Origin of the sequence: Paraburkholderia atlantica, assembly GCF_000092885.1 — a bacterium.
In the GTDB taxonomy this organism is placed as follows: Bacteria; Pseudomonadota; Gammaproteobacteria; order Burkholderiales; family Burkholderiaceae; genus Paraburkholderia; species Paraburkholderia atlantica.
This window is the reverse complement of record NC_014119.1, coordinates 660,995-683,436: the sequence shown is the minus strand read 5'-3', so window position 1 is coordinate 683,436 and position 22,442 is coordinate 660,995. Positions and strand designations below refer to the sequence as shown.

Genomic DNA, 22,442 nt, shown 5'->3' with positions numbered 1-22,442 from the left:
AAGGAAGCTATGTCGACGATTCCCGCGCGTATAGAGCGCCTGCCGTACTCGAGCTTTCATCGCAAACTTCTTTGGATGGGAGGGCTCGGTTACGTCTTCGATGCGATGGATGCCGCGGTACTAGCCTTCATGCTGCCAGTGCTGCGCAACCAGTGGCATCTGAGTAGCGTGCAGACCGGCGTGCTCGGCAGCGGCACCTTCATTGGCTACTTCTTCGGCGCCGCGCTCGCCGGCATTCTCGGTGACGTGATCGGCCGGCGCAAAGTGATGGTGTGGGCACTGATCATCTACTGCCTCGCATCGCTCGTCAGCGCCACCGCGCAGAATTGGCCCTTCTTCATGGCGACACGCATCGTCGCCGGGCTCGGCACCGGCGCCGAAAGCGCGATCGTCGCGCCATTTCTGTCGGAGTTCTGCGCGCGCAAATATCGCGGCACTTTCACCGGCAGTCTGGCGGCGTTCTTCTCGTTCGGCTTCGTGTTTGCCGCGATACTCGGTGTCTGGTCATACCGCTCGCGCCCGACGCCTGGCGTGTCGTCTCGGTGATTACCGCATTGCCGATCGTCATGCTGCTGTGGTGGCGGCGCGCATTGCCCGAATCACCGCGCTGGCTCGACAGCCGTGGCAGAACCGCCGAAGCCGAGGTGATCGTCGAACGGATGGAAGCCGTGGTACGCGCCGCCGGCTTGCCGCTGCTGCCGGAGCAAGCGGCCGGCGCAAGCGCCCCGGCCCCCGTCGCGTCCGGTACACCACTGGCGAAACTCAAGGCGCTGTGGTCGCGACAACTCGCCGGCATCACCGCGATGGCCTGGTTGATGTGGCTGTCGATCACGTTCAGCTACTACGCGTTCTTTACGTGGATTCCCGGTCTGCTGGTGCAAAACGGCATGACGATCACGCGCAGCTTTTCGTATTCACTGGTCATGTACCTCGCGCAGATTCCCGGTTACTTCTCGGGCGCGTGGCTCAATGAAAAGATCGGCCGCCGCGCGACCATCGTCACGTACATGGCGCTCGGCGGTTTCTCAGCGTTGGGACTCGCGCTCACGCACAGCGATGCCGAAATTCTGACCTCCGGCTTTTTGCTGTCGTTCTTCATGAACGGGACTTATGCCGGCGTCTATGCGTACACGCCCGAGGTGTTCCCCACCGAAGTGCGCGCGACCGGCATGGGCGTCGCTTCGGCGATCGGCCGCCTCGGCGCGATCGCCGCGCCGATTTTGGTCGGCTTTTTGTATCCGCGTCTGGGCTTCGGCGGGGTCTTCGGCGGCACGACGCTGGTGCTGATCATCGGTGCGCTCGCCGTTCTGATCATGGGCGTGTCCACTCGCGGCCGGTCGCTCGAAGAAATTGCCGCGATGCGCCTGAACCGCTGAACCGCTGACAGGGCGCGCATCGCGCGCTCGCATCCTGCAACTCTGGGAACAACACATGGACCGCATTCTGTTCAAGAACGCCGCTTTGCTCGATCCCATTCCGCGATTTGAGTTCCCTGACGGGCCAGGGCGAGTGCATCCCGCTGGTGATGAAGGGCGGGCGCGTCGACTTCAACGAATTGCATTGAACCGGCGCGCGTGCCGGGCGCAGTTTTGGAGAAGCGCCGCCGGGTGGTCGGCGATACAGTCGAGCCCTCAACCACCGACGGAGGAGTCATGAATCAGGGTATCAATGTGGTCGGTTTGTACGTCGACGATCAGGACGCGGCGCTTTCGTTCTACGTCGACAAGCTCGGCTTTCGCGTCCACACGGATGTGCGCAACGGCGCTTATCGCTGGCTCACGGTCCAGCACCCGGAGCAGCCGACTTTCCAGTTGGGACTGTTCGCGCCGGGGCCGCCGATCCACGATGAAGCGACCGCGCAAACGCTGCGCGCGATGGTCGCGAAGGGAGCGATGCCGCCGTTGGTGTTGTCCGTTGCCGACTGTCGCGCGAGCTACGAGCAGTTGAAGGCGCGCGGCGTGGAATTCACGCAGGAGCCAGTGGATCGTTTCGGCAGCGTCGATGCGGGCTTTCGCGATCCGGCGGGCAATGGATGGAAGATGATCCAGGCGGCGGCGAAGTGAGCGTACCCGATCCGCGTGCCGCGTAGTCACATGCGGCCGACGACGCGTCGCACGACCGCGACGCGCCGCCGGCCGCAACATCGGTCCCATGGACTACGGGACCATCACTGTTGATGCTGCTGCAGATACTGCCGCACGTCGTTCAGCGTCACACGACCCGAATGTGCGCTATCGATCTCGTCAAAATGCCTGGCGATATAGCCGAGCCCGCTGCTTTGCGCCTGAGCCTTGGTGATCGACGAGCCGTTGTTTAGCACCGAATTCGCGCCCAGCCTGCTCTCCATGCGCTGCTGAGCCTGCTGCTGCAGCGTCGAGCCGGTGGTCGGAGCGACCGCGCTGGCACGGTTATGAGGAAAGAACGGACCGTCGACGCCGTGTCCGCCGTGGGGCAGGGTCACGGGCGCCACCGGCTGAGGCGGCAGCGCGTGCGCACTACCGACGACCACACCGAGGACGATCAACGCCAGCGTGCGTCGCAAGATGTCGATTGAAGACATGATCATTCGCCATAAGAAGTAGTGAGAGGGTCTCGCGCGAAGCGAAACCACCATCGATCAGGGCGCGGCCGCGGCGACCGCTTCGCTCGTCGGCGTAGCGGCTGGCGCTTCGTCGGCCCAGGGCTGCGGCAGCGTCGCGAGCGTGAGTGCGCCGGCTATCGGCGTGCCGCCGTAGAAGGCCGCCAGATCGGCCTTCATCTGCGGGCGCGCCACGTCGTCCAGATAAATCATATGTCCGCCCTGGAAGAAGTTGACCTGCAGATTCGGCTTGAGGCCCTGTACCGTCTTTAGTCGCGCGAGCTGCTTCTCGGTATTGAAGAACGGCGTGGCGAGATCGTGATAGCCGTTTTCCGCCAGCACCTTCAGTTGCGGATTCAGCTTCAGTGCGCCGAGCAGATCGGGGATCGTGTCGGGCAGCGGCTGGCCGCCGTGCGAGAAATCCCACGCCTCGATGACCGCGTCGTTCAGCGGCATATACGCGGCGTTCGGTGCCGTGTAGCCGAGGTAATCCGGCATTTGCGTCGCCAACGCGTTGGTGAACGGCAGCGAGATCAGGATGTCAGACGGGTCGCCATCGCTCTGCAGGCGCGGGTCCGAGTTGGGCAACGACACGCGACCATCGTAGCGGCCGATCGTCGAACCCGGCACCAGCGTGATATTGAACGGATTGATGTTGAAGTAGCCCTGCATCGCCTGCAACGTGAGGCCGGATTCGGCGACCCAGAACTTCTCGAGCCACGTCGGTGGGAAGTTCGGTGGTCCCGCGTAGGTGGGCGCGCCGAGCTGGCTCAAGGTCCAGTACAGCGAGTAATTCTTGAACAGGTTGTAGTTGGCGGTCACGAACGCCTCGCTGCGAAGCGCGTAAGTCGCCTGACTCACAGGCGCGGGCGACACCTGGTTGTAGTACGCCGCGACCTGGGCATAGCCCGGCAGGTAGCCGCTCAACGTATCGGTTTCGAGCGCGAGCTGATCGGGCGAACCCGTGATCGCCACCGCCTCGATCGCATCCGCGAAGTAGTTCAGGATCGAAGACTGCAACGTGATCCCCGTCAGATGCACGCCGGCCGATTCCAGCGCGAGCGCAAGGATGTCGGTACGGGGCGTGCCGTACGATTCACCGTACAGATAGATCGGCGAGCTGCTGCGCGAATTGACCGTCAGGTAGCGGATGATGAAGTCACGCATGATGTTCGCGTCCGCATCGGTGCTCCAGTAGGTCTGGTTCGTGTTCGGCAGGATCGCTTCGGAGAGACCCGTTCCCGGCGGATCGATGAACACGAGATCGGTCGTGTCGATCAGGCTCTCGGTATTGTTCACGAGCGGGTAGTTCGGCCAGCTGGTGCCGTTCAGCAGCGGATCGGTGGTCGCGACGCGCGTCGGCGCGAACGATCCGAGACGCAGCCAGATCGACGAAGAGCCCGGCCCGCCGTTATAGACGAACGTGACGGGCCGCGGCTTGCCATTCGTGCTGGGCGCCGTGTAGGCCACGTAGGACATCGTCGCTTCCGGTGCGCCGCTCGCCAGATCCATTGCGGTCAAATGGCCGGTGGTCGTCGTGTAGTTGATGGTGGTGCTGCCGGACGTCCATTGGTAATGCATGATCGCCGCTTTCTCCCCGACCAGTGACGAGGCAATGCCTGATGTCGCGCTCGTCGAATAGGTGGTGAGATCGGTATAGGGCTGATTGGCGGACGGCGTCTGCGGCGCGGATGCGGCTTGCGCCTGATTGGCGACCTGCGCCATGCTGCCCGGCACCGCCGACGCTGACGAACTTCCTTCGCTGCCGCCGCATCCGCCGAGGATGACGATTCCGAACGTCAGCGCGCTTAGCGCCGCGAGCCGGCCATGACGACGGACGCGGCCATCGTCGGTACTCCTTCTGCCTGGTTTCATCTCGTTCCCTGGTGAGTGATACCGCTACACAAAGGCCGCTTTTCGCCGGTCACGCGCGTTGGAGATCGAATAACCCGCACCGCACTGGAAGGCACGCAGCGGTTGCATGGACAGCTTTTCGGAATTCACTAATTCAAATTGCTTGCATTGATATTTCTATTTGCTTTCCCAAATTATCGATTGAATGGACAAAAGAATTCCCTGTCGAATTATCTCGACATTTCAAGAGAAATTTAAATTGAATCTTTCCAATGATTACAGCAAGAGTGAAAATAGGATGCGAAACGAGGTCTTGTCAAGGATCGAGCGGTGATTATGCTATTCGGGATAGAGAGGGCTCGTGGTGGTGTGGAGCGGGAAAAACGCTGGCGGGTTTATCCGAATTGCATTGAATAGCGACAGTGAACTGCGGATTTTCGTGGCTGCGTTGTCGGAATTAATTGCGATTGAAAAATATATGTAAATGGTAAATTTAACCGGTGAAAACTTGTCCTAAAAAGGCGATATTTGAATCACGCCCGTGGCCGAATTCGATACCAGGTAACAATCACCGCCAGCAAGAACGCGACATAGGCGACCACGAACACCCACGCCGGAAAGTCGTAATACAGCCAGGCGCTGACCCAGCGCTGCATGAAGCCTTGCGGACCGGCCGCGCCCGTGCGCAGATAGTCCTCCAGCACGGTCAACGGACACGGCACATCGAGCACCGCAAGGGTAGCGACGATACCGATGGCGAGAACATGTATCGTCCGGAACGCGCGATTGCGCGCCCACGGCAGTCGCAAACCGTGGGCGATCCAGATCGCGAATAGTCCGCCGACGATGAACACCACGATCAGCGCGTGCAGCACGAGAACAAGATTGGCGAGCCAGATCATTCTGCTTCCACTGGGGATGTGTCTGGAATCATAAGGCCAACCTCAGTGCACTCGCCTGAAAATGCCGCGGCGCCTCACTGCCCATTGCCATACAGATCGAGCAGCATCAACGTCACGCCATTGGTCCATCCGAAGCCGTCCTGCAGCGGATACTCGCCGCCCCCGCCGCCGCCTTCTCCCGCACCTTCGACGACGTACTTCTCGACCAGCTTCTGCTGCGTGTTGTAGACGTTCTGCACGTCCGCGAGAAAGCGCGTGCCGATCGACTGAGCGAGCTCGGCGCGTCCGTAGCGTTTGAGGCCCTGAATCGCGATCCAGTGCAACGGCGCCCAGCCGTTCGGCGCGTCCCATTGCTGTGTGGTGTTATAGATCGACGTCGCGAGGCCGCCCTGCTTCAGCAGCACGCTCTGCACGGTCTGCGCTGTCTTCCACGCGCGATCGGGCCACGCCACGCCGGCCATCAGCGGATAGAGCATCGCCGGTGTCTGGTTGTCGCGCGATTTGCGCAGTTGCCAGTCGTAGTCGCCGTAGTAGCCGTTGCTATTCCACAGATAGCGGTTGATGCCTTCCGCGCGCCGTGCCGCGTGGCCGATGAACTGCGCGACGCAATGGAAGTCGCGTGTCGCCGAGCAGCCGCGCGCGATCGTCGTCTCGAGATGGAATAACAGGCTGTTCAGATCGACGGGGATGATCGACGTCGTGCGCACCGTGGCGAGCGTCTGGTTGTCGCCGAACCAGCGTGAGCTGAAATCCCAGCCGCTTTCGGCGGTCGCGCGCAGATCGCGGTAGACCTCGTTGGCCGGCCGACCGCTCGCCTGCGCGGTCTGCACGTCCTCGAGGTAGGACTCGTCGCGCGGTGTGTCCAGATCGTCCCAGTAGCGGTTCAGCACGGTGCCATCGTTGAGCACCACGACATTGCGCGTCGCGCCGCCGCGCGGCGTGCTGGTCGAGCCCTGCATCCAGTATGCGTACTCCTTGCGCAGCTCGGGCAGGTACTTCTGATAAACCTTATTGCCTTCCTTCTGCGCTGCGAGCTCGACCATATAGGAGTAGAACGGCGGCTGCGAGCGGCTCAGATAGTAGGTACGATTGCCGTTCGGAATATGGCCGAAGGTGTCGATCATGTACGCGAAGTTGTCGAGCATATCGTCGACGAGATCTTCGCGTCCGGATTCCTGCAGTCCCAACATCGTGAAATAGGTATCCCAGTAGTAGCCCTCGCGAAAGCGGCCGCCCGGCACGACGTACGGTTTGGGCAGCGGGATCAGCGAGCTGTAGTCGGGCGCGCTCGTGGTCGTGCGCGTGAGGCCGGTCCAGAGCCAGTCGATATGCTCGCGCAGACTCTGATTGGGCGGCGGCGTGATGCTCTGATCGGGCGGGGGCGTGAAGTACTGGCTGACGAATTGCTGCAGCGAAAAGCCGGGCTGGTTCCTCTGCGTTTCGTATAACTGCACGATCGCGGCGGGACTGCCATTCGGTGTCGAGTCGACGAACGTCTTCTGGTCGTTGAAGATCTGCGCGGTTTGCACTGCGACGAACAGATCGCCGTACAGAATGTCGGGCGCGGGCGGCAGCGCGGCGCCCACCTGGGTATCGGCCAGACAGCTCGCGGATGCGAAGACCAGCGTGGCGATGCAGGCGACGCCGAGCGTGATCGGCGAACGTCGCGGCACGAAGTACTTATTTGAGCTGGGGAAGAAAGGCGCGTTGGATGCGGCGCTGATGCGAGACAGTGATTGAATGCTCATGATGCCTCCAAGGTTGTGGGCATATCACTGGTCTCTTCGCGTGCCATTCGACGTCGTCTCCCGACGACTTGCGAGTCCGACACGAGGTGGCCGGATCAATGGCTCCGAAAGCATCGCACGCTTTCGAAGCATCAGGCAACTGCGGCGCAGCATGTCCTATATGCACTCAGCATAAAGAATGGAACGTGATGAACGAAGGGGAAGGTGCGCGCTATCGCGCAATTGCGCGTGCTTCGCGATTCGAAGCAATGGAAGCGTTGATCGCGAGCGATTCCGCGAGAAAAACCGCTCGTCGAGCAAGCGACGTACCCGTGTCGACTATTTTGCAGGCCGGCGCGGGTACGCGAGAACAACCAGAAAATTACTGCGCGAGAGGCTGCGTCACATCCGTGCCGAACCAGTGCATCGAGATCTTTTTCAGCGTGCCGTCCTGCTTCATTTGGGTCAGCGCATCGTCGAGTGCTTTCGCGAACTTCGGATTGTCCTTGCGGAACGGGATACCCATCTCCTGATCTGCGCCTTTCAGCACCGCGCCCGTACGCAGCGGCAATTGCGAGTTCTTGATGATGTACGGCAGCATCAGCCGGTCGTCGATCGTCGCGTCGATACGCTTGGCGGCGAGATCGCGCAGCTTCTCGGGGGCGCCCGGATAAGTCTGCACGTTGATGCCGGGTACCGCGCGCGCCATCTGGTCGTAGTTGGTGCCGAGCGTCACGCCGATCTTCTTGTCGCCCTTGAATTCGTCGAGCGATTTGAACTCACGCTTGTCGTCGGCCCGTTGAATCAGTTGCGCTGCCGAGTACGTGTACGGCTGGCTGAAATCGAGAACCTGTTTGCGTTGCGGGGTAATGGTGACCTGATTGATGATCACGTCGAATTTGCCACTCTGCAGCGCCGCGATGATGCCGCTCCACTCGGTCGGAATGAACTCCGGTTTCACCCCGAGCTTCGCTGCCACGGCCTTCGCGACATCGACGTCGAACCCTTCTAGTTGACCGTCCTTGTTGCGCGAGTCGAACGGCGGATAGGTACCTTCGAGACCAATTTTCAGGACCCCAGCCTGCTTGACCGAGTCGAGCAGATCTTCGGCATGAGCCGCGACTGCGGTAAAGCTGAAGGCGGAGATGGCCAGCGCGTTAATCAGCAGCTTCGAAAGTTTCATTGAGTGTCTCCTCTGTACTTGAGTATCAGGCTGCACAACGCAACGATTTCATCATCGTGTTTACACCCTCGGCAGTCTCGTTTCGCGGAACAAGTCCGGGTGCGGGCGTCATCCTAGCACTCCAAAAGTCGTCTGTTTTATGTTTGTTCGGAGGCGGGCGCGCGAGGTTTCGGGCCCACGATCACGCCAATCAGTCAATTCGTGAAGACACCCTACGCCCTCACCACGCTCACGCCCGCCGCTTCAATCGGCTTCGTCAATTCCGCGCTGGTTTTCTTCTCGACCACGATGGTTTGTGCGAGCGTGATATCGCCGATCACGAACCGCGACGCTGCGTTCAGTTTCGACGACGACGCGAGCACGACCGTTTCCGCCGCGCGCGCGGCGAGCGCGCGCTTGATGGCGGCTTCCTCGAAGTCGCCGGTGCTCAGGCCCGCGCTCGGATGCACGCCGGTCACGCCCATGAAGTACAGGTCGGCATGGATGCGCGCAATGCCTTCCATCGCCGCCGCGCCGACGGCCACGATCGAATGCTTGTAGAGCCGGCCGCCAATCAGGATCACGTCGACACAAGGATGCGCGGCCAGCGCCGTCGCGACGCTCGGGCTATGCGTGACGATGGTCGCGTGCAAATCGGCCGGCAGCTCCTGGACCAGTAGCGCCGACGTGGTGCCGCCGTCGACGATCACGGTTTGCCCCGGCGCGATCAACTCGACCGCTCGCCGCGCGATGCGCCGCTTGGCGAGCGTCTCGATGTCCTGACGCTGCACGAACGACGCGAGCGCGGCAGACACAGGCAACGCGCCACCGTGGACCCGCTGCAAGCGCCCCTCCGCAGCCAGCTCGCGCAGATCGCGGCGGATCGTATCTTCCGATACGCCAAACGCCACGCTCAGCTCGCCAGCCAGCACCTGCCCGTTGCGCGCGAGCTCGTCGAGGATCGCTTTCTTGCGTTGGGTCGTCAACATTGTATTGCACGAAACATCTTGAAATTGCACGAATTTGCACGATACCATGGATCATTGTCGATGGTCGACAGGAGGCGCCATGACTGCAACGAAAGACCGGGTTCGCATGGTCGGCACGACCTTGCTATCTGACGACTGGTACACGCTGAAGAAGGTGACGTTCGACTTCCTGCGCCGCGACGGCACATGGCAGCGCCAGAACCGCGAGACCTACGATCGCGGCAACGGCGCGACGATCCTGCTGCACAGTCCGCGCACCGGCAACGTGATACTCACGCGACAATTCCGCATGCCCGCGTTCGTGAACGGTCACGACGGCATGATGATCGAAGCGCCGGGCGGATTGCTCGACGACGCTTCGCCGGAAGAACGCATCCGGCTCGAAGTCGAGGAGGAAACGGGGTATCGCGTCGGCGAGGTCCACAAGGTTCTCGAGGCCTACATGAGCCCGGGCTCCGTAACCGAAAAGCTCTACTTCTATGTCGGCGAGTACGACGCGTCGATGCGGGTCAACGATGGCGGCGGCGTCAAGGACGAAGGGGAAGATGTCGAAGTGATCGAAATGCCGTTGCAAGCCGCGTTGCGAGCGGTCGACGCAGGGGAAATCGTCGACGGCAAGACGATCATGTTGTTGCAGTACGTCGCTTTACGTGGGTTTGCGTCAGCGCGGGCAACCTAGTTGCGTCGCGAGTTCGTGCAGATCGCCGACGATGAAGTCCCACGCCTCTTCCGCCTTCAGATCGCTGGTCTGCTGAGGGCCGTGCTCGGTGGGTCGCAGCACGAACGCGGTGCTCAGACCGACGCGCCGGGCGGCGGCGAGATCGTTGTTATGCGCGGCAACGAGGCATAGCTCGCGCGGCGCGACGCCGAGAATTTCCGCCGTTTCGCTATAGACACGCGGCGAGGGTTTATAAGCGCGGACGACTTCGGCGCCGAGAATGGCATCCCAAGGCAGGCCGGCACGCTTTGCCATGTCCACCATCAGGCGAATGTTCCCGTTCGATAGGGGCGCGATGATGAAGCGCCCCTTCAGGCGCTGCAATGCGTCGACGGAATCGGGCCAAGGGTCCAGCCGATGCCAGGCGAGGTTCAACGCATCGATCTCGGGCTCGGGAACGTTGGCGATGCCAAAACGCGTCAGCACTTTGACGAGGTTCTCCCGGTGCAGCACGTCGAGTCGCACATACGCTCTACGTCCGCTACGCACTTCTTCCATCGCGGGCGAGTATTCGCGTCGCCATGCGTCCGCGAAATCGGATGCGTCGAGATTCGGTGCGTACTGCTGCAGAAAAGCTTGCGCATCGCGCGCGACGCCGCTTCGCCAGTCAACGACGGTTCCGAAGACATCGAACACGAAAGCTTTGATGGCGGTTTGATGTGTCGAGTCGATACCCATGATCGTCCTGTGTGGGTATGGCAGGAACAATCCATCTTAGGTGAAAAGAAAGCACGCGTTGCTAGCATTGCGGCAGAGTGCAAGCAAGGGTCGTAACGAGCGAGGAGCCGCGCAGGTGCCGAGAACCGTCCAGGGTTTTGCCTGGTCTCGCGAGTGTCGATTCCCACGACGGCGGCGCGTCGTGACAGTATGTTCAACCCGTCCAGTGAAAGGCACCCTCATCATGGCTACCGGAACCGTCAAATTCCACCGTGTTTTGCGCACGACGCCCGAGCGTATCTATCGAGCGTTCCTCGAACCCGCCGCGATGGCGAAATGGCTGCCGCCATATGGTTTCACCTGCGAAGTGCATCAGATGGATGCACGCGTCGGCGGCACCTACAGGATGTCGTTTCATAACTTCGGCTCGGGCAAGGGTCACTCGTTCGGCGGCGAGTACCTCGAACTGGTGCCGTTCGAAAAGATCCGCTATTCGGACCATTTCGACGATCCGAATCTGCCCGGTCACATGCATACGACCGTTTCGTTGCGGCAGGTGTCATGCGGGACCGAACTGAACATCGTGCAGGAGGGCATCCCCGAGATGATTCCGGTCGAGATGTGTTACCTCGGCTGGCAGGAATCACTCGCGCAACTGGCGAAGCTGGTTGAGCCGGAAATTCCGGACTGACATTCAATAGCAGTCGCTTGCTCTGCCTTCCAGGAAATAGTCGAGCCCGGCGCGGTTTTTAACCGCGCCGCTCGCCCTCATCGTGGGAAGGTTCGGCACTTGGACGGCGCTCCGGCTACATCGTCGGAATCACGCTCGGCGATTCCAGATGGCTCTCTACGCGCTTGATGCCGGGCACGTTTTCCGCGGCGATGCGGATCGCGCGCTTCTCCTCTTCGGATTCGATGATGCCCCACAGATGCGCGACGCCGTCCTTGACGAACACGCCTTGTTTCGCGAGCCCCCAGCGCTGTCCGTGCATCTCGCGCACGATTGCGTCGCGCAGGCTCGCATCGTCGTGCGAACCGGTGTCGATCGTCGGCTCGACGGCCGCCAGCGCGCGGATCAGGTTAGAGCGGCTCACGATGCCGACGAGTTGCCCATCCTTCAGCACCGGCACGCGTTTCAGATGCCGGCGCTCCATCAGGTCGGCGATCTGGTGCAGCGGCATGTCTTCGGGGATCGAAATGACGTTCTCGCACATCACGTCGCCGACCACATGCCCATGCTCCTTGACATACCTCGCGGCCTGCTCGCGCGCCGACGACGAGAGCAACTCCAGCCACCATCGACGTTTGCCGTGCCCGGTGCCGTTTTCCACACGATGCAGCAGATCGCCCTGACTGACGATGCCTATCACCTGCCCATTGGCGCCGAGCACCGGCATGCCGCTGATATGGTGGTCGACGAACAGCTTCGCTGCGTCGTGGATGGTCATCTCCGGTGTGGCGGTAATGACCGAAGAAGTCATGATGTCGAGCGCGCGCATGTTCTTCTCCTGTGCGGGCCGCGACGGGTCCTCAACGGTCGCACGCGTCGCGCGATTTCGGCAGACGCACCGGGGACAAGGCCGCGGTGCTGAGGCGCCCTGAGTGTAGGTTAACTTTACCGGCAGGTATGCAGACAAGGCAGATCTTCCCGCTGCTAATGGGCCACAACCAGGGCGGCGTCGAACCATTTTCAATACTTGATTAACGATAAGGTCGGCTGCAACCCGGATGTCGCTTAGTGCGCTGCAGCAATATTCGAGGTCAACCGGAGCGCAGGCGACCAGCTCCCCGCAGAATCCCCCACGATTTCGGCGTTCGTCGTCGCCGCGAGCGCTTCTGAGTCGGCGTCCCGGCGAGGCGTTCCTGCTGCTGGCATTGTTTAAGCTTGAATTAAGCGACGCGACCTACGCTTCGAACCGTAGCAGGAGAGGAAAACGGCGCGACGGAGTGCACTTTTCCGCCGGGCTACGCACGTAACGACTCGGGACATTCCCGGCAGAAAGAGGTTGAGATGATGTACTTGATTACCGATCTGAAAATGGTCGAAAGCTACGGTCGCATCAAGGCTGACAGCGGCAATGATGCGCTGCATGAGTTTGCGGTCAGCAAGGGCTTCGTCGACCTGATGGAGCTTGCCTCCGCCCGGCCCGCGTTCGCCAACGACTTGCTCGCTGTTCAACTGCAATAAGGAGACTGACGTGGCCATAACATTGGGGCAGGCGCTGGTGCACGCTGAGCAGTTGGAAGTCTACGGCGTGATTTCCAAGACGTCGCAGGCGCTGATCCGGCTGATGCAGGAGTACCGAGCCGTAGTCGGCGTGGAACAATACGAGCAGGTTATCGAGGAAGCGGGCCTGGCTCATCCGGACCCGCAGTGACCCGCTTCGCGCATGCTGAATCAAGAAAAACAGCACTACATATGCGTGCGGTGCCGACGGGAATTTGTGCGCATTCTCGCCGGCACCGAAACCGCCAAACCTCCCAAAGCCGCATCGAGCCGCTAAAAGATAAAACCGGTGTTCACGAACTTCGAGTGATGGTTCGTGACCATCGTGTCGAGCAGCGTCTTGTTCAAGTCGGTCTCCTTCGCTGCGACCATGGACCGGATCGAGAACGCACGCAATGCATCGGTGACTGATAGCGTACCTTCCGCCGAATCCTTGCGGCCCGCAAACGGAAAGACGTCTGGACCTCGCTGGCACTGGCTGTTGAGATTGACGCGGCACACCTGATTGACGAGCGGGTCGACCAGCGCGCCAATCTGGGCAGCGTCGGTACCGAAAATGCTGACCTGCTGACCGTGGTCCGAAGTGATGACATATTCGAGCGGTGTATCGATGTCATCGAACGGCGCGACTGGGATAATCGGTCCGAACTGCTCTTCACGGTAGAGCATCATCCCTTCCTTGACGGGGTACACCACGGCCGGATAGAAAAGCGTTTTGCAGAACACGCCACCACCTTCATTCACGACCGCCGCGCCTTTTGCCTTCGCATCGTCAATCGCCTGAGTCATGTAGGCCGTTCGATGCATGCCGGGCAGCGGGGTAATGGACACACCCTGTTCCCACGGCATGCCGACCTTCAGATTGTTGAGCGCTGCGTTAAAGCGTTCAAGGAACCTATCGACGATCGAGCGGTGCACCATCAAGATCTTGAGCGCTGTGCACCGTTGACCATTGAACGACAACGTACCGAGCAGACATTCCTTCACGGCGAGGTCTATGTCGGCGTCAGCCAGCACGATCGCGGCGTTCTTGGCGTCCAGGCCGAGAACCGCGCGGAGCCGATGCGACTTCGGGTGCTGCTTTTTCAGATGGTCTGCAACCTTGCTTGAGCCGATCAGCGCAAGCACGTCGATCTTTCCCGAGGCGAGCATGTGTGGCACGACCACCGCGCCCGGTGCATAAATCGTGTTGATGACGCCTTTCGGAAACGCTGAGCGGAATGCCTCGAGCAGCGGGAAGAACAGCAGCGTGCCATATTGGGGCGGCTTGAATACGACCGTGTTGCCCATCAGCAATGCGGGAATGAGCGTCGCGAACGTTTCGTTCAGTGGATAGTTGTACGGCCCCATGCACAATACGACGCCAAGCGGTGTGCGGCGAATCTGGCCGATGGTGCCCTCGGCGATGACGAAGCGCGAGTTGCTATTGTCCAGCTCCTTTAGCGCCGCGATCGTGTCTTGCATATAGCTGATGGTGCGGTCGAACTCCTTCTGTGAATCGGCGAGGCTCTTGCCGATTTCCCACATGATCAGATTCACAATCTCGTCGCGCCTGGCCGCCATCAGACGAATGAAGTCTTGCATGCAGCCGATGCGCTGCGCGACGGTCATCGTTGGCCACTCACCGCGACCGTGGTCGTAGGCTCGCACGGCCGCGTCCAGCGCGGCATCGCTCTCGACTTCGCCCATGACCGGATAACTGCCGATTACGACCTGTTCAGCGTCGCCGGAAGCTTGTCGCACGCAGACCGGAGATAGCACGGTCTTGCAGGCGCCATCCCATGCCTTCAGTTCTCCATCGACGAGCGAGACCCGCTGATGAATCGGCTCCGCAAGGCGGGCGGTTTCTGGAATATCGTCGGTGACTGGAAACAACTGCCGGAGGTTCTCGAAGTCAATACTTGCCACGTTTCGCTCCTATGTTCGTGCAGTACGCGGTAGGCGCAAGACACAGACAGAAGCATAGCAATGGCAGCAGATTTGGAGCCGAACTGTGTTCAAACATTAATTAGAAGCGGTGGATGTGTCCTCGAAACCGGATTCGATGAGATTCATCATCGTGGTCTGCAGTTCGACCAGCGGTGTAGCGGTCACTGCAGTCGCTACCCCGTCGGATTTCGGGAGGAGTCCAGCGAATGCCGCAATGCCCGTCCCGCATGCCGCTACGAGTAGGGCGGCCGCCAGTACGGCCGCACTGCCGCGCACCGCTTGCTTGGGAGCGAAGTCCGCAAAACATCGCATCATGGCTATCTCCAGTTGACGCAGGCTCTGCATGCAAAGGCTGTGCCGGCGCAGCGGGCTGTCGGGCAAGCGTGCCGCTGGCAGGCTGTGTACGCGTCGAATGCTCGCGCGACAGCGGCAAACGTGGATTCGATGGTGGGACTCACCATACACTTTGACCGGGCTGAGGCGGTCCAAAACCAACATGTCTCTGCGGAGAAGGGCGCGTCGACCTTGGTGCCGACGCATGCAATACCCTGTGTCAGGGAGCGACGGCAGCAAGTAACCCTCGCGATCGTTCACTTATTGCGAAGTCCGACGCGACGCCTCTGCGGCATGCGCACACGATTTACTGTTTCCTCCTACCGAACAGCTGTACTAACATCCATTAACGGTTCGAGCGCTGACGACCGGGCGGGACCGGGAGGCAATGTGCCTCCCCTTGGGGACCAAGATGAAAGAAAACTCGTCTCGGGAAATCGTCGAACTGCTGACCAAAGTAGTCGGGCGGGCCGCCGTGCATCTGCCCAGGGGGCAGACCCGCCGGAATGCGGCGATAGCGATCGACCAGCTCGAAGAGATCAAGCGGAACGCCGCGTTTGCCCGCCAATACGAATCAGCACCGGAACCGCTACGCGAACTGGTGATGAGGCGCGCCGTAGAAGTCCATGACCTTGCGACTGCACAAGATTACGTGAGCGCCCTCGATGCTCTCAGAGCGGTTGTCGATTTTCTTTATCAACATCTTGTGGACGACACCGGCACAGCAGCGCCACCGAGCAAACTGGCTGGCATCGATTTAAACGCCGTTCACCGGGCTCTGCAATTCGGAGGTCTTCCGGGACAGTCGCAGCAAGACCCCGATGACGGCAACCCCCCGCCAGTGCGTCGCTGAACTTGCCAAGGATAACCACCGATGCTCTCGGGCCTATCGAAACTACTGGACAAAGCATTTATCCTCGGCTTCTTTTTGCCAGCCCTGCTCGGCTTTACAGGTTTTCTCGCAGCTAATGCGGATATCCCGCTGTTTGGCGATTTGCTGAACAAAGCGACGTCGGACACCGAAAAGGTCGGGGGCTTGTTTACTGTCCTCATTATCGTATGGGTTCTATCGCTGCTCTTGCTGGTACTGAATAACTGGTTTTATCAGGTTCTCGAAGGATACAAATGGCCATTCAATCGCGAGGCCTGGAAGCGCGATGAACGCGACCGCCGCAATCGTCAGCTGGGCCTTATAGAACGCCTCCGTACGGAACTCGATACAGAGAACAGTACGATCGAGCGGCTCAAAGCCTCGAAGGAATCGCCGGAATACAGAAAAGCCGAATTGAACAGAGCCACCGTAAGGGCGAAGCTGTACCGCACCCAGGAGCGGAACGCGCGTGATTTCCCTCGCTATGAAAATCTGGTTCTTTCTACGGCCTTCGGGAACGCGCTGCGTGCATTCGAGGGCTACTCCAGCGAAGTCTATAAGGTTGACAGCATATTCGTATGGCCGCGTCTTCTTGCCGTCATCCCCAAGGACTATCAAGCAATCGTTGCGGACGCGAGAGCTCCAGTTGACTTTCTGGTCGGACTCGTCGCTCTGGGTTCCTTTACGTCCATCTTTACGTTCGTGCGAGCGCTCGACATCTGGCTTGCGGACGGGCTGGCTGGTAACTACGTGCTAGCTGATCTTTTGCAGAATGCCGCGATTGCGGCCGCTATTGCGGTAGGCGCGTATCGGCTGGCGATTCTTGAGGCAAGAAGCTGGGGCGACGTTGTCAAATCAGCGTTTGACCTATATCTGCCGGCACTCGCTGAGAAGTTAGGATTTGTTCTTCCGACGTCCCAAGCCGCGCAGCGGGAGTTCTGGGCCGCATGGAGCACGCAGTTCCGCTTCCATGCGCCGGCAAATACCGCGTGGTGGACACGCGTCCAGCCGGCGACGCCACCAGCAACGACGCAGGCAGACTGGGAGGCGACAGACTCGGCAGGCGAAAGCGACGAGATGCGCGGAGGTTGAGCGGCAACTGCGCTGCCTGTTATCCAGCCCGGAGTTGCGTGCACCATGACACCACAGTTCGATACCGATTTGCGGACCCGATTAGTGAGAGTCTATGGTCGCGTGCAGGGCGTCGGTTATCGGCAGGCTTGCATCGACGAGGCCACGGCTCGAGCGATCACGGGTTGGGTGCGCAACCGGATGGACGGTTCGGTCGAAGCTGTGTTGCAAGGACGCGCTGAAGAGCTCGAACGAATCTGCGACTGGCTGGTTGACGGTGCCCACGGAGCTCTGGTTGACCGCCTGGAAATCAAGGAACTGTCGCCACCAGTAGCCAGGTTCGATGAATTCAAGCTCGCCGCGACGGTCTAGTTCGGGTCACGCTACAGAGCCCAAACCGTCGGACATGAGCGCTGGATTTTCGGGCGCCCTAAGGCTTGACCGCGGAAGCCAGAACGCAGCTCATCGGAAGCCGCAGGTCCCCGTTATCGCTGCGATACGCCTCTGCGTCCCGTGCGACGGACTGTTCGATAGACGCCAGCGCGGCCGGCGTCTGCGCGTGTAGCAATGCGGAAAACCGCACGCCACCACGCAGGAGTGCATGAAAAGGTGTATTGGGAGCATGAAGCACGAGCGTGAGGTCCAACTCACGTGCCTCCGGTTGGACGAAGCCGGCCTCGAGCAACATGTGCTTCGATTCCTGCCAATCGCTGAACCGGAACAGGGGTGGTCCCGGCGGCAAGGGCACATCGGTCGTCCCGTACTCCTCGATTGCCTTCAACACCATGTCGAAGCCCACCGCTTTGTTCGGTGCCGCCCATTCCGTGAAGGCAATTCTGCCATCAGGTTGCAGTACACGAAGCGCCTCCGCGAGTGCGCGCTCGGGGTGCGCAAAGTGCAACATTCCGAAGCTGATTCCCACGGCCGAAAAGCTTTCGTCGGGAAACGGCAAATCCTCCGCGTCGCCGACGCGGAACTCAAGTGCCGGAAAGACGCGTCTCGCCTTGTCGACCATCGCGACCGAGAAATCCACGCCAGCGACATCCGCGCCGCACAGTGCGGCGGCCGCCGCGAGGTAGCCAGGGCCGCATGCGACGTCGAGAAAGCGCGCACCCCGCCGAATGCAAAGGGTCTCGAGAATTGCCTGGTTCGACTGGGCGGTCAGATCACCGAAATACTCATGATAGGCCTGCGCGACCCGCTCCCAACCTTCGTGCTCGAAGGTGCTGAAGTCGAGTTGTCCCATGCTTACCCCCACCGGTTTTACACGTTGGCAACTTGTAGCGCATGCCTATGTTGCTCGGAATCCATATGTCTGGCTATCGGGGAAACAATTCAGTCGGGAGACAGAGAAAACAGACGGCTGCGTGGTGCGGCGCACAACTAGCGTCGTCCGAAGCCGCCAATCTCTCGCGCGTGTCGGCGCTAGCTGATGCATCCCGACGGACCGGCCAGCCTGCTTTCTTTGCGGCATCTCGCATGTCAGCGCCAGGTCGGGAAACGCCTCACTTGCGCTAGACTGGCTCGAGCAACCGGAAGGAGATAGGGGATGATACGCAAGACGCTTAATGCCTCGCAGCTTCAGCAGGAGGTCAATCGGCGAATTCATCGACTGCAGGAAATCGTCGATGATGGCGTGAAGATTCGCGTGCCGCGGCCGCAGTTGCAGGAGGCTGACAAGACAGGCTGCAACTGGAACATGACCCACTTCGGCAATGCGATTGGCTTCGAGCGCGACATCGAGGGCGTACTCAAGGCCATGCGTGCGGAATACAACCTCAGTACCGAAGTGAAGGACACCGGCAACCCGTTCGGGGACTAGCCGCGCAACACATCGTGGCAACGGACGAAAGGTGCGCTGCCGAACTGAGCGGTGTCAGTATCAGCGCGCCAGCAACGCGTCGTTACAACCAGCGCGGGTCGCGCGTAAACGCGACGGTTAACCAGCGGTCCGGGCCCGATTCACCGATCGCGCGCGAGATCCTGTCGCGGATCTGATCGAGCTGGCGCACGCCGGCGTGCTCCATCGCCTCGGGCAACACGATGTGCACCTCGACGAACAGGCCTCGGCCGACGCGTGTCGCATAGTGCGAGTGCTTGACGAAGCCATAGTCGGCGGTCAGTTGTTGCATCAGTTCGCGCAACTCGTGCTCCAGATCCGGCGGCGTGATCAGCAGCACTTCCTTGACCGCGCCGATTACGGTTCCGATCGGCATCGGGATCAGCACGAGCGTCAGCAGGGCGAGCACGCCGGGGTCGATATACGGCGTCAGGTGGCCTTGCCCGATTCGTTCGAGCAGCCATGCAATCGAAAACGCCAGCAGCAGCGCCGAGCTGATGCACGCCGACATCAGCCAGCTCTTGATGTCGAGGCCGATCAGTTCGGAGTCGATCACGCGATTCACGCGCCTTTCGCGCAAGAACATGACGAGGCAAAACGCGGCGACCACCACGGCGTAAAAGACGCCCCAGCCGAATTCGAGTTCATGGCCGCCGTCGAGCAGGCCTTTGACCGCGTTGACGAAAGCGTAAAAACACAGCACCGCCAGCAGACTGCCGTTGAACACGAGCACGAGCGGTTCGATGTGCCAGAAGCCGTGCTGGAAGCGTCGACTGCTCTCCTGTTGAAGCAGGCGGGTGACGAGCAATGACAGGCTGCACATCGCGGCGTCGAGCGCGGAGAACATGCCGTCGAAGATGATCGCCAGCGAGCCGCTCACAATGCCGACCGCGATGCCCAGTCCGGCGATCATCACGGTGCAAAGCAGCGATTGTTTGAGGATGCGCTGTTCGAGGTCCGTTGCTTTCATGGTCCGAGTGGCCGCCCGTGGCTGAAAGACGTTCAGGAGTGAGGGCAGTATATCGGGCGCGACTGACCGCAAATATCTCGGCTCGGCTGACAACTGCAAAACGCTACTAACTGTCAGACCCATTGGGAGCCTGCGCGGTTAGTCATTCCCGGTTTCGGATACGGCTGGGCTTCGCAACGCGGATCTGCCGCCAGGTAACGGCAGGCGCTCGAGTGTTCGTTCTGCTCAGATCACTTCCTTCAACTGCCGCACGATCGCCGCGGTCACACTCATCTTTCCATGCTGCGCGCGCTCCAGCATCCCCACGTTGCGTCGCCCGCCAGCGTCGGGCAGCGGGACGACGCGCAATGCGTCATCGTGGGTCCATGAGGAGCGGCGCAGCAGCGGCACCACCGCAACACCGATCCCCTGGCGCACGAGTTCGGCGATCCCTTCCAGCGAATTCAGTTCGAGAAACTCGTTGACCTTCACGCGCTGCTTGCGCAACGCACGGTCGATGATCACGCCGGTGCGCTGCGTCCGATCGAAACGCAGGAAGCGCTGCGTGCGCAATAGCTCGGCCACCGGCGCTTCAGCCACGTTCGCATTAGCGAGCAGCACGAGCGGTTCCGAATAGACCGGCGTCCATTGCACGCTGGTCGGGCGGCGGCCCGGCGTGTCGATGATCACGGCCGCGTCGATCTCGCCGGAATCGACGCGCGCGGCGAGATCGACCGATTTCGCGGCCGTGATGCGCACGTCGAGAGTCGGCCGCGTCATCTTCAGATGCGCGACGGCTTCGGCCAGTGCGCCGACCACCGATTCGACCGCGCCGATCGACACCGGCCCGACGTCTTCTTCAAGCCCGCCCGCGATCACGCGCATTGCCTCGTACACGGCAAGCAGTTGCTGCGCGTGCGGCAGCAGGCTCTTGCCCATCGCATTCAGCATGACCTTGCGGCCGCTCCGGTCGAACAGTTCGTGTTTGAACTCGGCTTCGAGCGCGCGCATCTGCATGCTGACCGCCGACTGCGTGAGCGCCATCTGCTCGGCGGCAATCGCGAACGAGCCGTGACGCGCGACGGCGGCGAAGGTGCGTAGGAAGCGGATCGTACTCAACAGGGGCCTCGACCAGGGGGAAACCGGCGGCGACTCACGCCGCGCGATACATCAAATTTCTTGAAGCGAATGACAATAAATTTTAGCTTTTCTTGATGTAAGTGGCTATGGACAATGAGGTCAATAGAACAGGCGACAAGGTGCGCGAGCCCATCGCCACAAACATGGAGACAGGAATGGACGTATCCGTTCACCAACGCGAATCCGACGCGTTACCGCTCGGTACCCCCACAACGAAGCCCTTCGATGCGCGCGTGATCGTCGTCGCCACGATCGGCAACGCGCTCGAATGGTTCGACTTCACGGTCTTCTCGTTCTTCGCCGCGATCATCGCGAAGCAGTTTTTCCCGAGCGACAACCCGACCGCGTCGCTGTTAGCGGCATGGACGACGTTCGGGGTCGGCTTTCTGACGCGGCCGCTCGGCGGCATCGTGCTCGGCAATTACGCGGATCGGCACGGCCGCAAGTCCGCGCTCGTCGTCACCATTTCGTTGATGGCGGTGGGCGTCGGCATCATCGCTTTGGCCCCGACATATGCGCAGATCGGCATTCTTGCGCCGATCCTGATGTTGATCGGCCGCTTCTTGCAGGGGTTTTCCGCCGGTGGCGAAGTGGGCAGCGCGACCGCGTTTCTCGTCGAACATGCGCCGGTGGAGCGGCGCGGCGTGTATGGCAGCTTCCAGATGATCAGCCAGGCGTGCAGCATGCTGCTCGGCGCGCTGACCGGCGTCGCACTCACGCGCGCGCTGAGCGCCGAACAACTCGAGGATTTCGGCTGGCGCATTCCGTTCATGCTGGGACTGCTGATCGTGCCGGTGGGTCTTTACGTGCGCTCGAAGCTCGACGAATCGCCGGTCTTCAAGCAGCAGACGCAACGCTTGCCGAGCACGAAGCCGCCGTTTGTCGAATCGATCGTCGTGCACTGGCGCGCGATTCTCGCCGGCTTCGGGTTGACCGTGTACGGCACGATCGGCACGTACATCTTCTATTACTACATGCCGAGCTACGCGACGAAGACGCTCGACATCCCATTCGCGAGCAGCGTGATCGCGTCGTGCTGCGCGGCGATCACGTATATCGCGGCGACCTTCGCATCCGGCTGGATCTCCGATGCGGTCGGACGCAAGAAGCCGATGATCGCCTCGACCGTGCTGAGCCTCGTGATCTCGTATCCGCTGTTCGCGTTGCTCAGCAGTCATCCGACGCTGCCGGTACTGATCTTCGTGCAGTGCTGCCTGATGGCGTCGCTTGGTCTCTTTCAAGGCTCGTATTGCGCATTCGTCTGCGAGCTGTTTCCGTCGCATGTGCGCTCGACGGGCATGGCGATCGGCTACAACTTTGCGGTGATGATCTTCGGCGGTTTCGCGGGCGCGATCGCGACGCTGCTGATCAAGATCACCGACGACAAACTAGCCGTCGTCTATTACGGCCTGTTCGGCTGCGTGATCGGTCTGGTCACGATTGCGCTGCTGAAGGACCGCTCGAAACAACCGCTCATGTAATTCCCGCCGATCAA

At 60.8% G+C, this 22,442-nt stretch carries 22 protein-coding genes and 1 pseudogene; 11 read left to right on the top strand and 12 right to left on the bottom strand.

Features of this window, described 5'->3' with window-relative positions; genetic code table 11:
• Window positions 1–9: 9 nt before the first annotated feature.
• Together BC1002_RS39870 and BC1002_RS30730 are read left to right on the top strand one after the other, a co-directional pair.
• Window positions 10–1,376, top strand: a pseudogene (locus BC1002_RS39870) (MFS transporter).
• 276 nt (window positions 1,377–1,652) lie between these two features.
• The gene (locus tag BC1002_RS30730) at window positions 1,653–2,063 is read left to right on the top strand and encodes a VOC family protein (RefSeq protein ID WP_013093875.1); all 411 of its coding nucleotides are present in this window, start codon (window positions 1,653–1,655) and stop codon (window positions 2,061–2,063) included.
• Between the two features lie 104 nt (window positions 2,064–2,167).
• Here the strand turns inward: BC1002_RS30730 and BC1002_RS30725 are convergent, their stop codons facing one another.
• The 6 genes from BC1002_RS30725 to BC1002_RS30700 all read right to left on the bottom strand — a co-directional run bounded on the left by BC1002_RS30725 (window position 2,168) and on the right by BC1002_RS30700 (window position 9,212).
• Window positions 2,168–2,566, bottom strand: a complete 399-nt coding sequence (locus tag BC1002_RS30725) for a hypothetical protein (RefSeq protein ID WP_013093874.1) — start codon at window positions 2,564–2,566, stop codon at window positions 2,168–2,170.
• 51 nt (window positions 2,567–2,617) lie between these two features.
• The gene (locus BC1002_RS30720) at window positions 2,618–4,453 is read right to left on the bottom strand and encodes a S10 family serine carboxypeptidase-like protein (protein WP_013093873.1); all 1,836 of its coding nucleotides are present in this window, start codon (window positions 4,451–4,453) and stop codon (window positions 2,618–2,620) included.
• Window positions 4,454–4,965: 512 nt separating this feature from the next.
• The gene (locus BC1002_RS30715) at window positions 4,966–5,334 is read right to left on the bottom strand and encodes a DUF2784 domain-containing protein (RefSeq protein ID WP_013093872.1); all 369 of its coding nucleotides are present in this window, start codon (window positions 5,332–5,334) and stop codon (window positions 4,966–4,968) included.
• Between the two features lie 74 nt (window positions 5,335–5,408).
• Window positions 5,409–7,082, bottom strand: a complete 1,674-nt coding sequence (gene treA, locus BC1002_RS30710; protein ID WP_013093871.1) for an alpha,alpha-trehalase TreA — start codon at window positions 7,080–7,082, stop codon at window positions 5,409–5,411.
• 361 nt (window positions 7,083–7,443) lie between these two features.
• Complete coding sequence (locus BC1002_RS30705; protein ID WP_013093870.1) at window positions 7,444–8,244, bottom strand: transporter substrate-binding domain-containing protein; 801 nt, start codon at window positions 8,242–8,244, stop codon at window positions 7,444–7,446.
• A gap of 212 nt (window positions 8,245–8,456) precedes the next feature.
• The gene (locus tag BC1002_RS30700) at window positions 8,457–9,212 is read right to left on the bottom strand and encodes a DeoR/GlpR family DNA-binding transcription regulator (protein ID WP_013093869.1); all 756 of its coding nucleotides are present in this window, start codon (window positions 9,210–9,212) and stop codon (window positions 8,457–8,459) included.
• Window positions 9,213–9,291: 79 nt separating this feature from the next.
• On the opposite strand from BC1002_RS30700, the gene BC1002_RS30695 reads away from it, so the two are divergent.
• Window positions 9,292–9,891, top strand: coding sequence for an NUDIX domain-containing protein (locus BC1002_RS30695; RefSeq protein ID WP_013093868.1), 600 nt, complete (start codon window positions 9,292–9,294; stop codon window positions 9,889–9,891).
• Here BC1002_RS30695 and BC1002_RS30690 read toward each other — a convergent pair.
• A complete protein-coding gene (locus tag BC1002_RS30690) occupies window positions 9,874–10,608 on the bottom strand; it encodes a haloacid dehalogenase type II (RefSeq protein WP_013093867.1) in 735 nt (244 codons plus the stop codon). The two genes, BC1002_RS30695 and BC1002_RS30690, sit on opposite strands and share 18 nt — an antisense overlap.
• A 223-nt stretch (window positions 10,609–10,831) precedes the next feature.
• Between BC1002_RS30690 and BC1002_RS30685 the strand changes: the two genes are divergently transcribed.
• The gene (locus tag BC1002_RS30685) at window positions 10,832–11,278 is read left to right on the top strand and encodes an SRPBCC family protein (RefSeq protein ID WP_013093866.1); all 447 of its coding nucleotides are present in this window, start codon (window positions 10,832–10,834) and stop codon (window positions 11,276–11,278) included.
• A gap of 115 nt (window positions 11,279–11,393) precedes the next feature.
• On the opposite strand, the gene BC1002_RS30680 is transcribed toward BC1002_RS30685, so the two are convergent.
• Complete coding sequence (locus BC1002_RS30680; RefSeq protein WP_013093865.1) at window positions 11,394–12,086, bottom strand: CBS domain-containing protein; 693 nt, start codon at window positions 12,084–12,086, stop codon at window positions 11,394–11,396.
• A 521-nt stretch (window positions 12,087–12,607) separates the two neighbouring features.
• On the opposite strand from BC1002_RS30680, the gene BC1002_RS38325 reads away from it, so the two are divergent.
• Entirely contained in the window at window positions 12,608–12,775 is a 168-nt protein-coding gene (locus BC1002_RS38325; protein WP_162094074.1) for a hypothetical protein, read from the top strand.
• A 10-nt stretch (window positions 12,776–12,785) separates the two neighbouring features.
• Window positions 12,786–12,965, top strand: a complete 180-nt coding sequence (locus BC1002_RS30675; protein WP_013093863.1) for a hypothetical protein — start codon at window positions 12,786–12,788, stop codon at window positions 12,963–12,965.
• A 122-nt stretch (window positions 12,966–13,087) separates the two neighbouring features.
• Here BC1002_RS30675 and BC1002_RS30670 read toward each other — a convergent pair whose 3' ends face one another.
• The gene (locus BC1002_RS30670) at window positions 13,088–14,722 is read right to left on the bottom strand and encodes an NADP-dependent glyceraldehyde-3-phosphate dehydrogenase (protein WP_013093862.1); all 1,635 of its coding nucleotides are present in this window, start codon (window positions 14,720–14,722) and stop codon (window positions 13,088–13,090) included.
• 766 nt (window positions 14,723–15,488) lie between these two features.
• Between BC1002_RS30670 and BC1002_RS30660 the strand changes: the two genes are divergently transcribed.
• Genes BC1002_RS30660 through BC1002_RS30650 form a run of 3 tightly spaced genes read left to right on the top strand, consistent with a single transcriptional unit; the run spans window position 15,489 to window position 17,390 of the window.
• Window positions 15,489–15,929 carry a hypothetical protein gene (locus tag BC1002_RS30660; protein ID WP_157874821.1) on the top strand — a complete coding sequence of 147 codons (441 nt, stop codon included), beginning with the start codon at window positions 15,489–15,491 and terminating at the stop codon, window positions 15,927–15,929.
• Between the two features lie 21 nt (window positions 15,930–15,950).
• A complete protein-coding gene (locus BC1002_RS30655; protein WP_013093859.1) occupies window positions 15,951–17,039 on the top strand; it encodes a hypothetical protein in 1,089 nt (362 codons plus the stop codon).
• Between the two features lie 45 nt (window positions 17,040–17,084).
• Window positions 17,085–17,390 carry an acylphosphatase gene (locus BC1002_RS30650; RefSeq protein WP_013093858.1) on the top strand — a complete coding sequence of 102 codons (306 nt, stop codon included), beginning with the start codon at window positions 17,085–17,087 and terminating at the stop codon, window positions 17,388–17,390.
• A gap of 58 nt (window positions 17,391–17,448) precedes the next feature.
• Here the strand turns inward: BC1002_RS30650 and BC1002_RS30645 are convergent, their stop codons facing one another.
• Window positions 17,449–18,264: a class I SAM-dependent methyltransferase gene (locus BC1002_RS30645; RefSeq protein WP_013093857.1), complete on the bottom strand. Its 816-nt coding sequence runs from the start codon at window positions 18,262–18,264 to the stop codon at window positions 17,449–17,451.
• 303 nt (window positions 18,265–18,567) lie between these two features.
• Between BC1002_RS30645 and BC1002_RS30640 the strand changes: the two genes are divergently transcribed.
• Window positions 18,568–18,840 (top strand): hypothetical protein, encoded by a 273-nt coding sequence (locus BC1002_RS30640; protein ID WP_013093856.1) that lies wholly within the window; start codon window positions 18,568–18,570, stop codon window positions 18,838–18,840.
• A gap of 82 nt (window positions 18,841–18,922) precedes the next feature.
• Here the strand turns inward: BC1002_RS30640 and BC1002_RS30635 are convergent, their stop codons facing one another.
• Both BC1002_RS30635 and BC1002_RS30630 read right to left on the bottom strand, forming a co-directional pair.
• A complete protein-coding gene (locus BC1002_RS30635) occupies window positions 18,923–19,828 on the bottom strand; it encodes a cation diffusion facilitator family transporter (RefSeq protein ID WP_041735671.1) in 906 nt (301 codons plus the stop codon).
• 225 nt (window positions 19,829–20,053) lie between these two features.
• Complete coding sequence (locus tag BC1002_RS30630; protein WP_013093854.1) at window positions 20,054–20,926, bottom strand: LysR family transcriptional regulator; 873 nt, start codon at window positions 20,924–20,926, stop codon at window positions 20,054–20,056.
• Window positions 20,927–21,102: 176 nt separating this feature from the next.
• On the opposite strand from BC1002_RS30630, the gene BC1002_RS30625 reads away from it, so the two are divergent.
• Window positions 21,103–22,428 (top strand): MFS transporter, encoded by a 1,326-nt coding sequence (locus tag BC1002_RS30625; RefSeq protein WP_041735668.1) that lies wholly within the window; start codon window positions 21,103–21,105, stop codon window positions 22,426–22,428.
• Window positions 22,429–22,442 lie beyond the last annotated feature (14 nt).

What these genes read in the sequence shown, in the direction of transcription:
- BC1002_RS30705 (WP_013093870.1), bottom strand. Translation starts at nt 8,244, where the DNA reads ATGAAACTTTCGAAGCTGCTGATTAACGCGCTGGCCATCTCCGCCTTC.
- BC1002_RS30700 (WP_013093869.1), bottom strand. Translation starts at nt 9,212, where the DNA reads ATGTTGACGACCCAACGCAAGAAAGCGATCCTCGACGAGCTCGCGCGC.
- BC1002_RS30690 (WP_013093867.1), bottom strand. Translation starts at nt 10,608, where the DNA reads ATGGGTATCGACTCGACACATCAAACCGCCATCAAAGCTTTCGTGTTC.
- BC1002_RS30640 (WP_013093856.1), top strand. Translation starts at nt 18,568, where the DNA reads ATGATACGCAAGACGCTTAATGCCTCGCAGCTTCAGCAGGAGGTCAAT.
- BC1002_RS30655 (WP_013093859.1), top strand. Translation starts at nt 15,951, where the DNA reads ATGCTCTCGGGCCTATCGAAACTACTGGACAAAGCATTTATCCTCGGC.
- BC1002_RS30695 (WP_013093868.1), top strand. Translation starts at nt 9,292, where the DNA reads ATGACTGCAACGAAAGACCGGGTTCGCATGGTCGGCACGACCTTGCTA.
- BC1002_RS30715 (WP_013093872.1), bottom strand. Translation starts at nt 5,334, where the DNA reads ATGATCTGGCTCGCCAATCTTGTTCTCGTGCTGCACGCGCTGATCGTG.
- BC1002_RS30685 (WP_013093866.1), top strand. Translation starts at nt 10,832, where the DNA reads ATGGCTACCGGAACCGTCAAATTCCACCGTGTTTTGCGCACGACGCCC.
- BC1002_RS30680 (WP_013093865.1), bottom strand. Translation starts at nt 12,086, where the DNA reads ATGCGCGCGCTCGACATCATGACTTCTTCGGTCATTACCGCCACACCG.
- BC1002_RS30650 (WP_013093858.1), top strand. Translation starts at nt 17,085, where the DNA reads ATGACACCACAGTTCGATACCGATTTGCGGACCCGATTAGTGAGAGTC.
- BC1002_RS30625 (WP_041735668.1), top strand. Translation starts at nt 21,103, where the DNA reads ATGGACGTATCCGTTCACCAACGCGAATCCGACGCGTTACCGCTCGGT.
- BC1002_RS30725 (WP_013093874.1), bottom strand. Translation starts at nt 2,566, where the DNA reads ATGATCATGTCTTCAATCGACATCTTGCGACGCACGCTGGCGTTGATC.
- BC1002_RS30730 (WP_013093875.1), top strand. Translation starts at nt 1,653, where the DNA reads ATGAATCAGGGTATCAATGTGGTCGGTTTGTACGTCGACGATCAGGAC.
- treA (WP_013093871.1), bottom strand. Translation starts at nt 7,082, where the DNA reads ATGAGCATTCAATCACTGTCTCGCATCAGCGCCGCATCCAACGCGCCT.
- BC1002_RS30720 (WP_013093873.1), bottom strand. Translation starts at nt 4,453, where the DNA reads ATGAAACCAGGCAGAAGGAGTACCGACGATGGCCGCGTCCGTCGTCAT.
- BC1002_RS30635 (WP_041735671.1), bottom strand. Translation starts at nt 19,828, where the DNA reads ATGAAAGCAACGGACCTCGAACAGCGCATCCTCAAACAATCGCTGCTT.
- BC1002_RS30645 (WP_013093857.1), bottom strand. Translation starts at nt 18,264, where the DNA reads ATGGGACAACTCGACTTCAGCACCTTCGAGCACGAAGGTTGGGAGCGG.
- BC1002_RS30660 (WP_157874821.1), top strand. Translation starts at nt 15,489, where the DNA reads ATGAAAGAAAACTCGTCTCGGGAAATCGTCGAACTGCTGACCAAAGTA.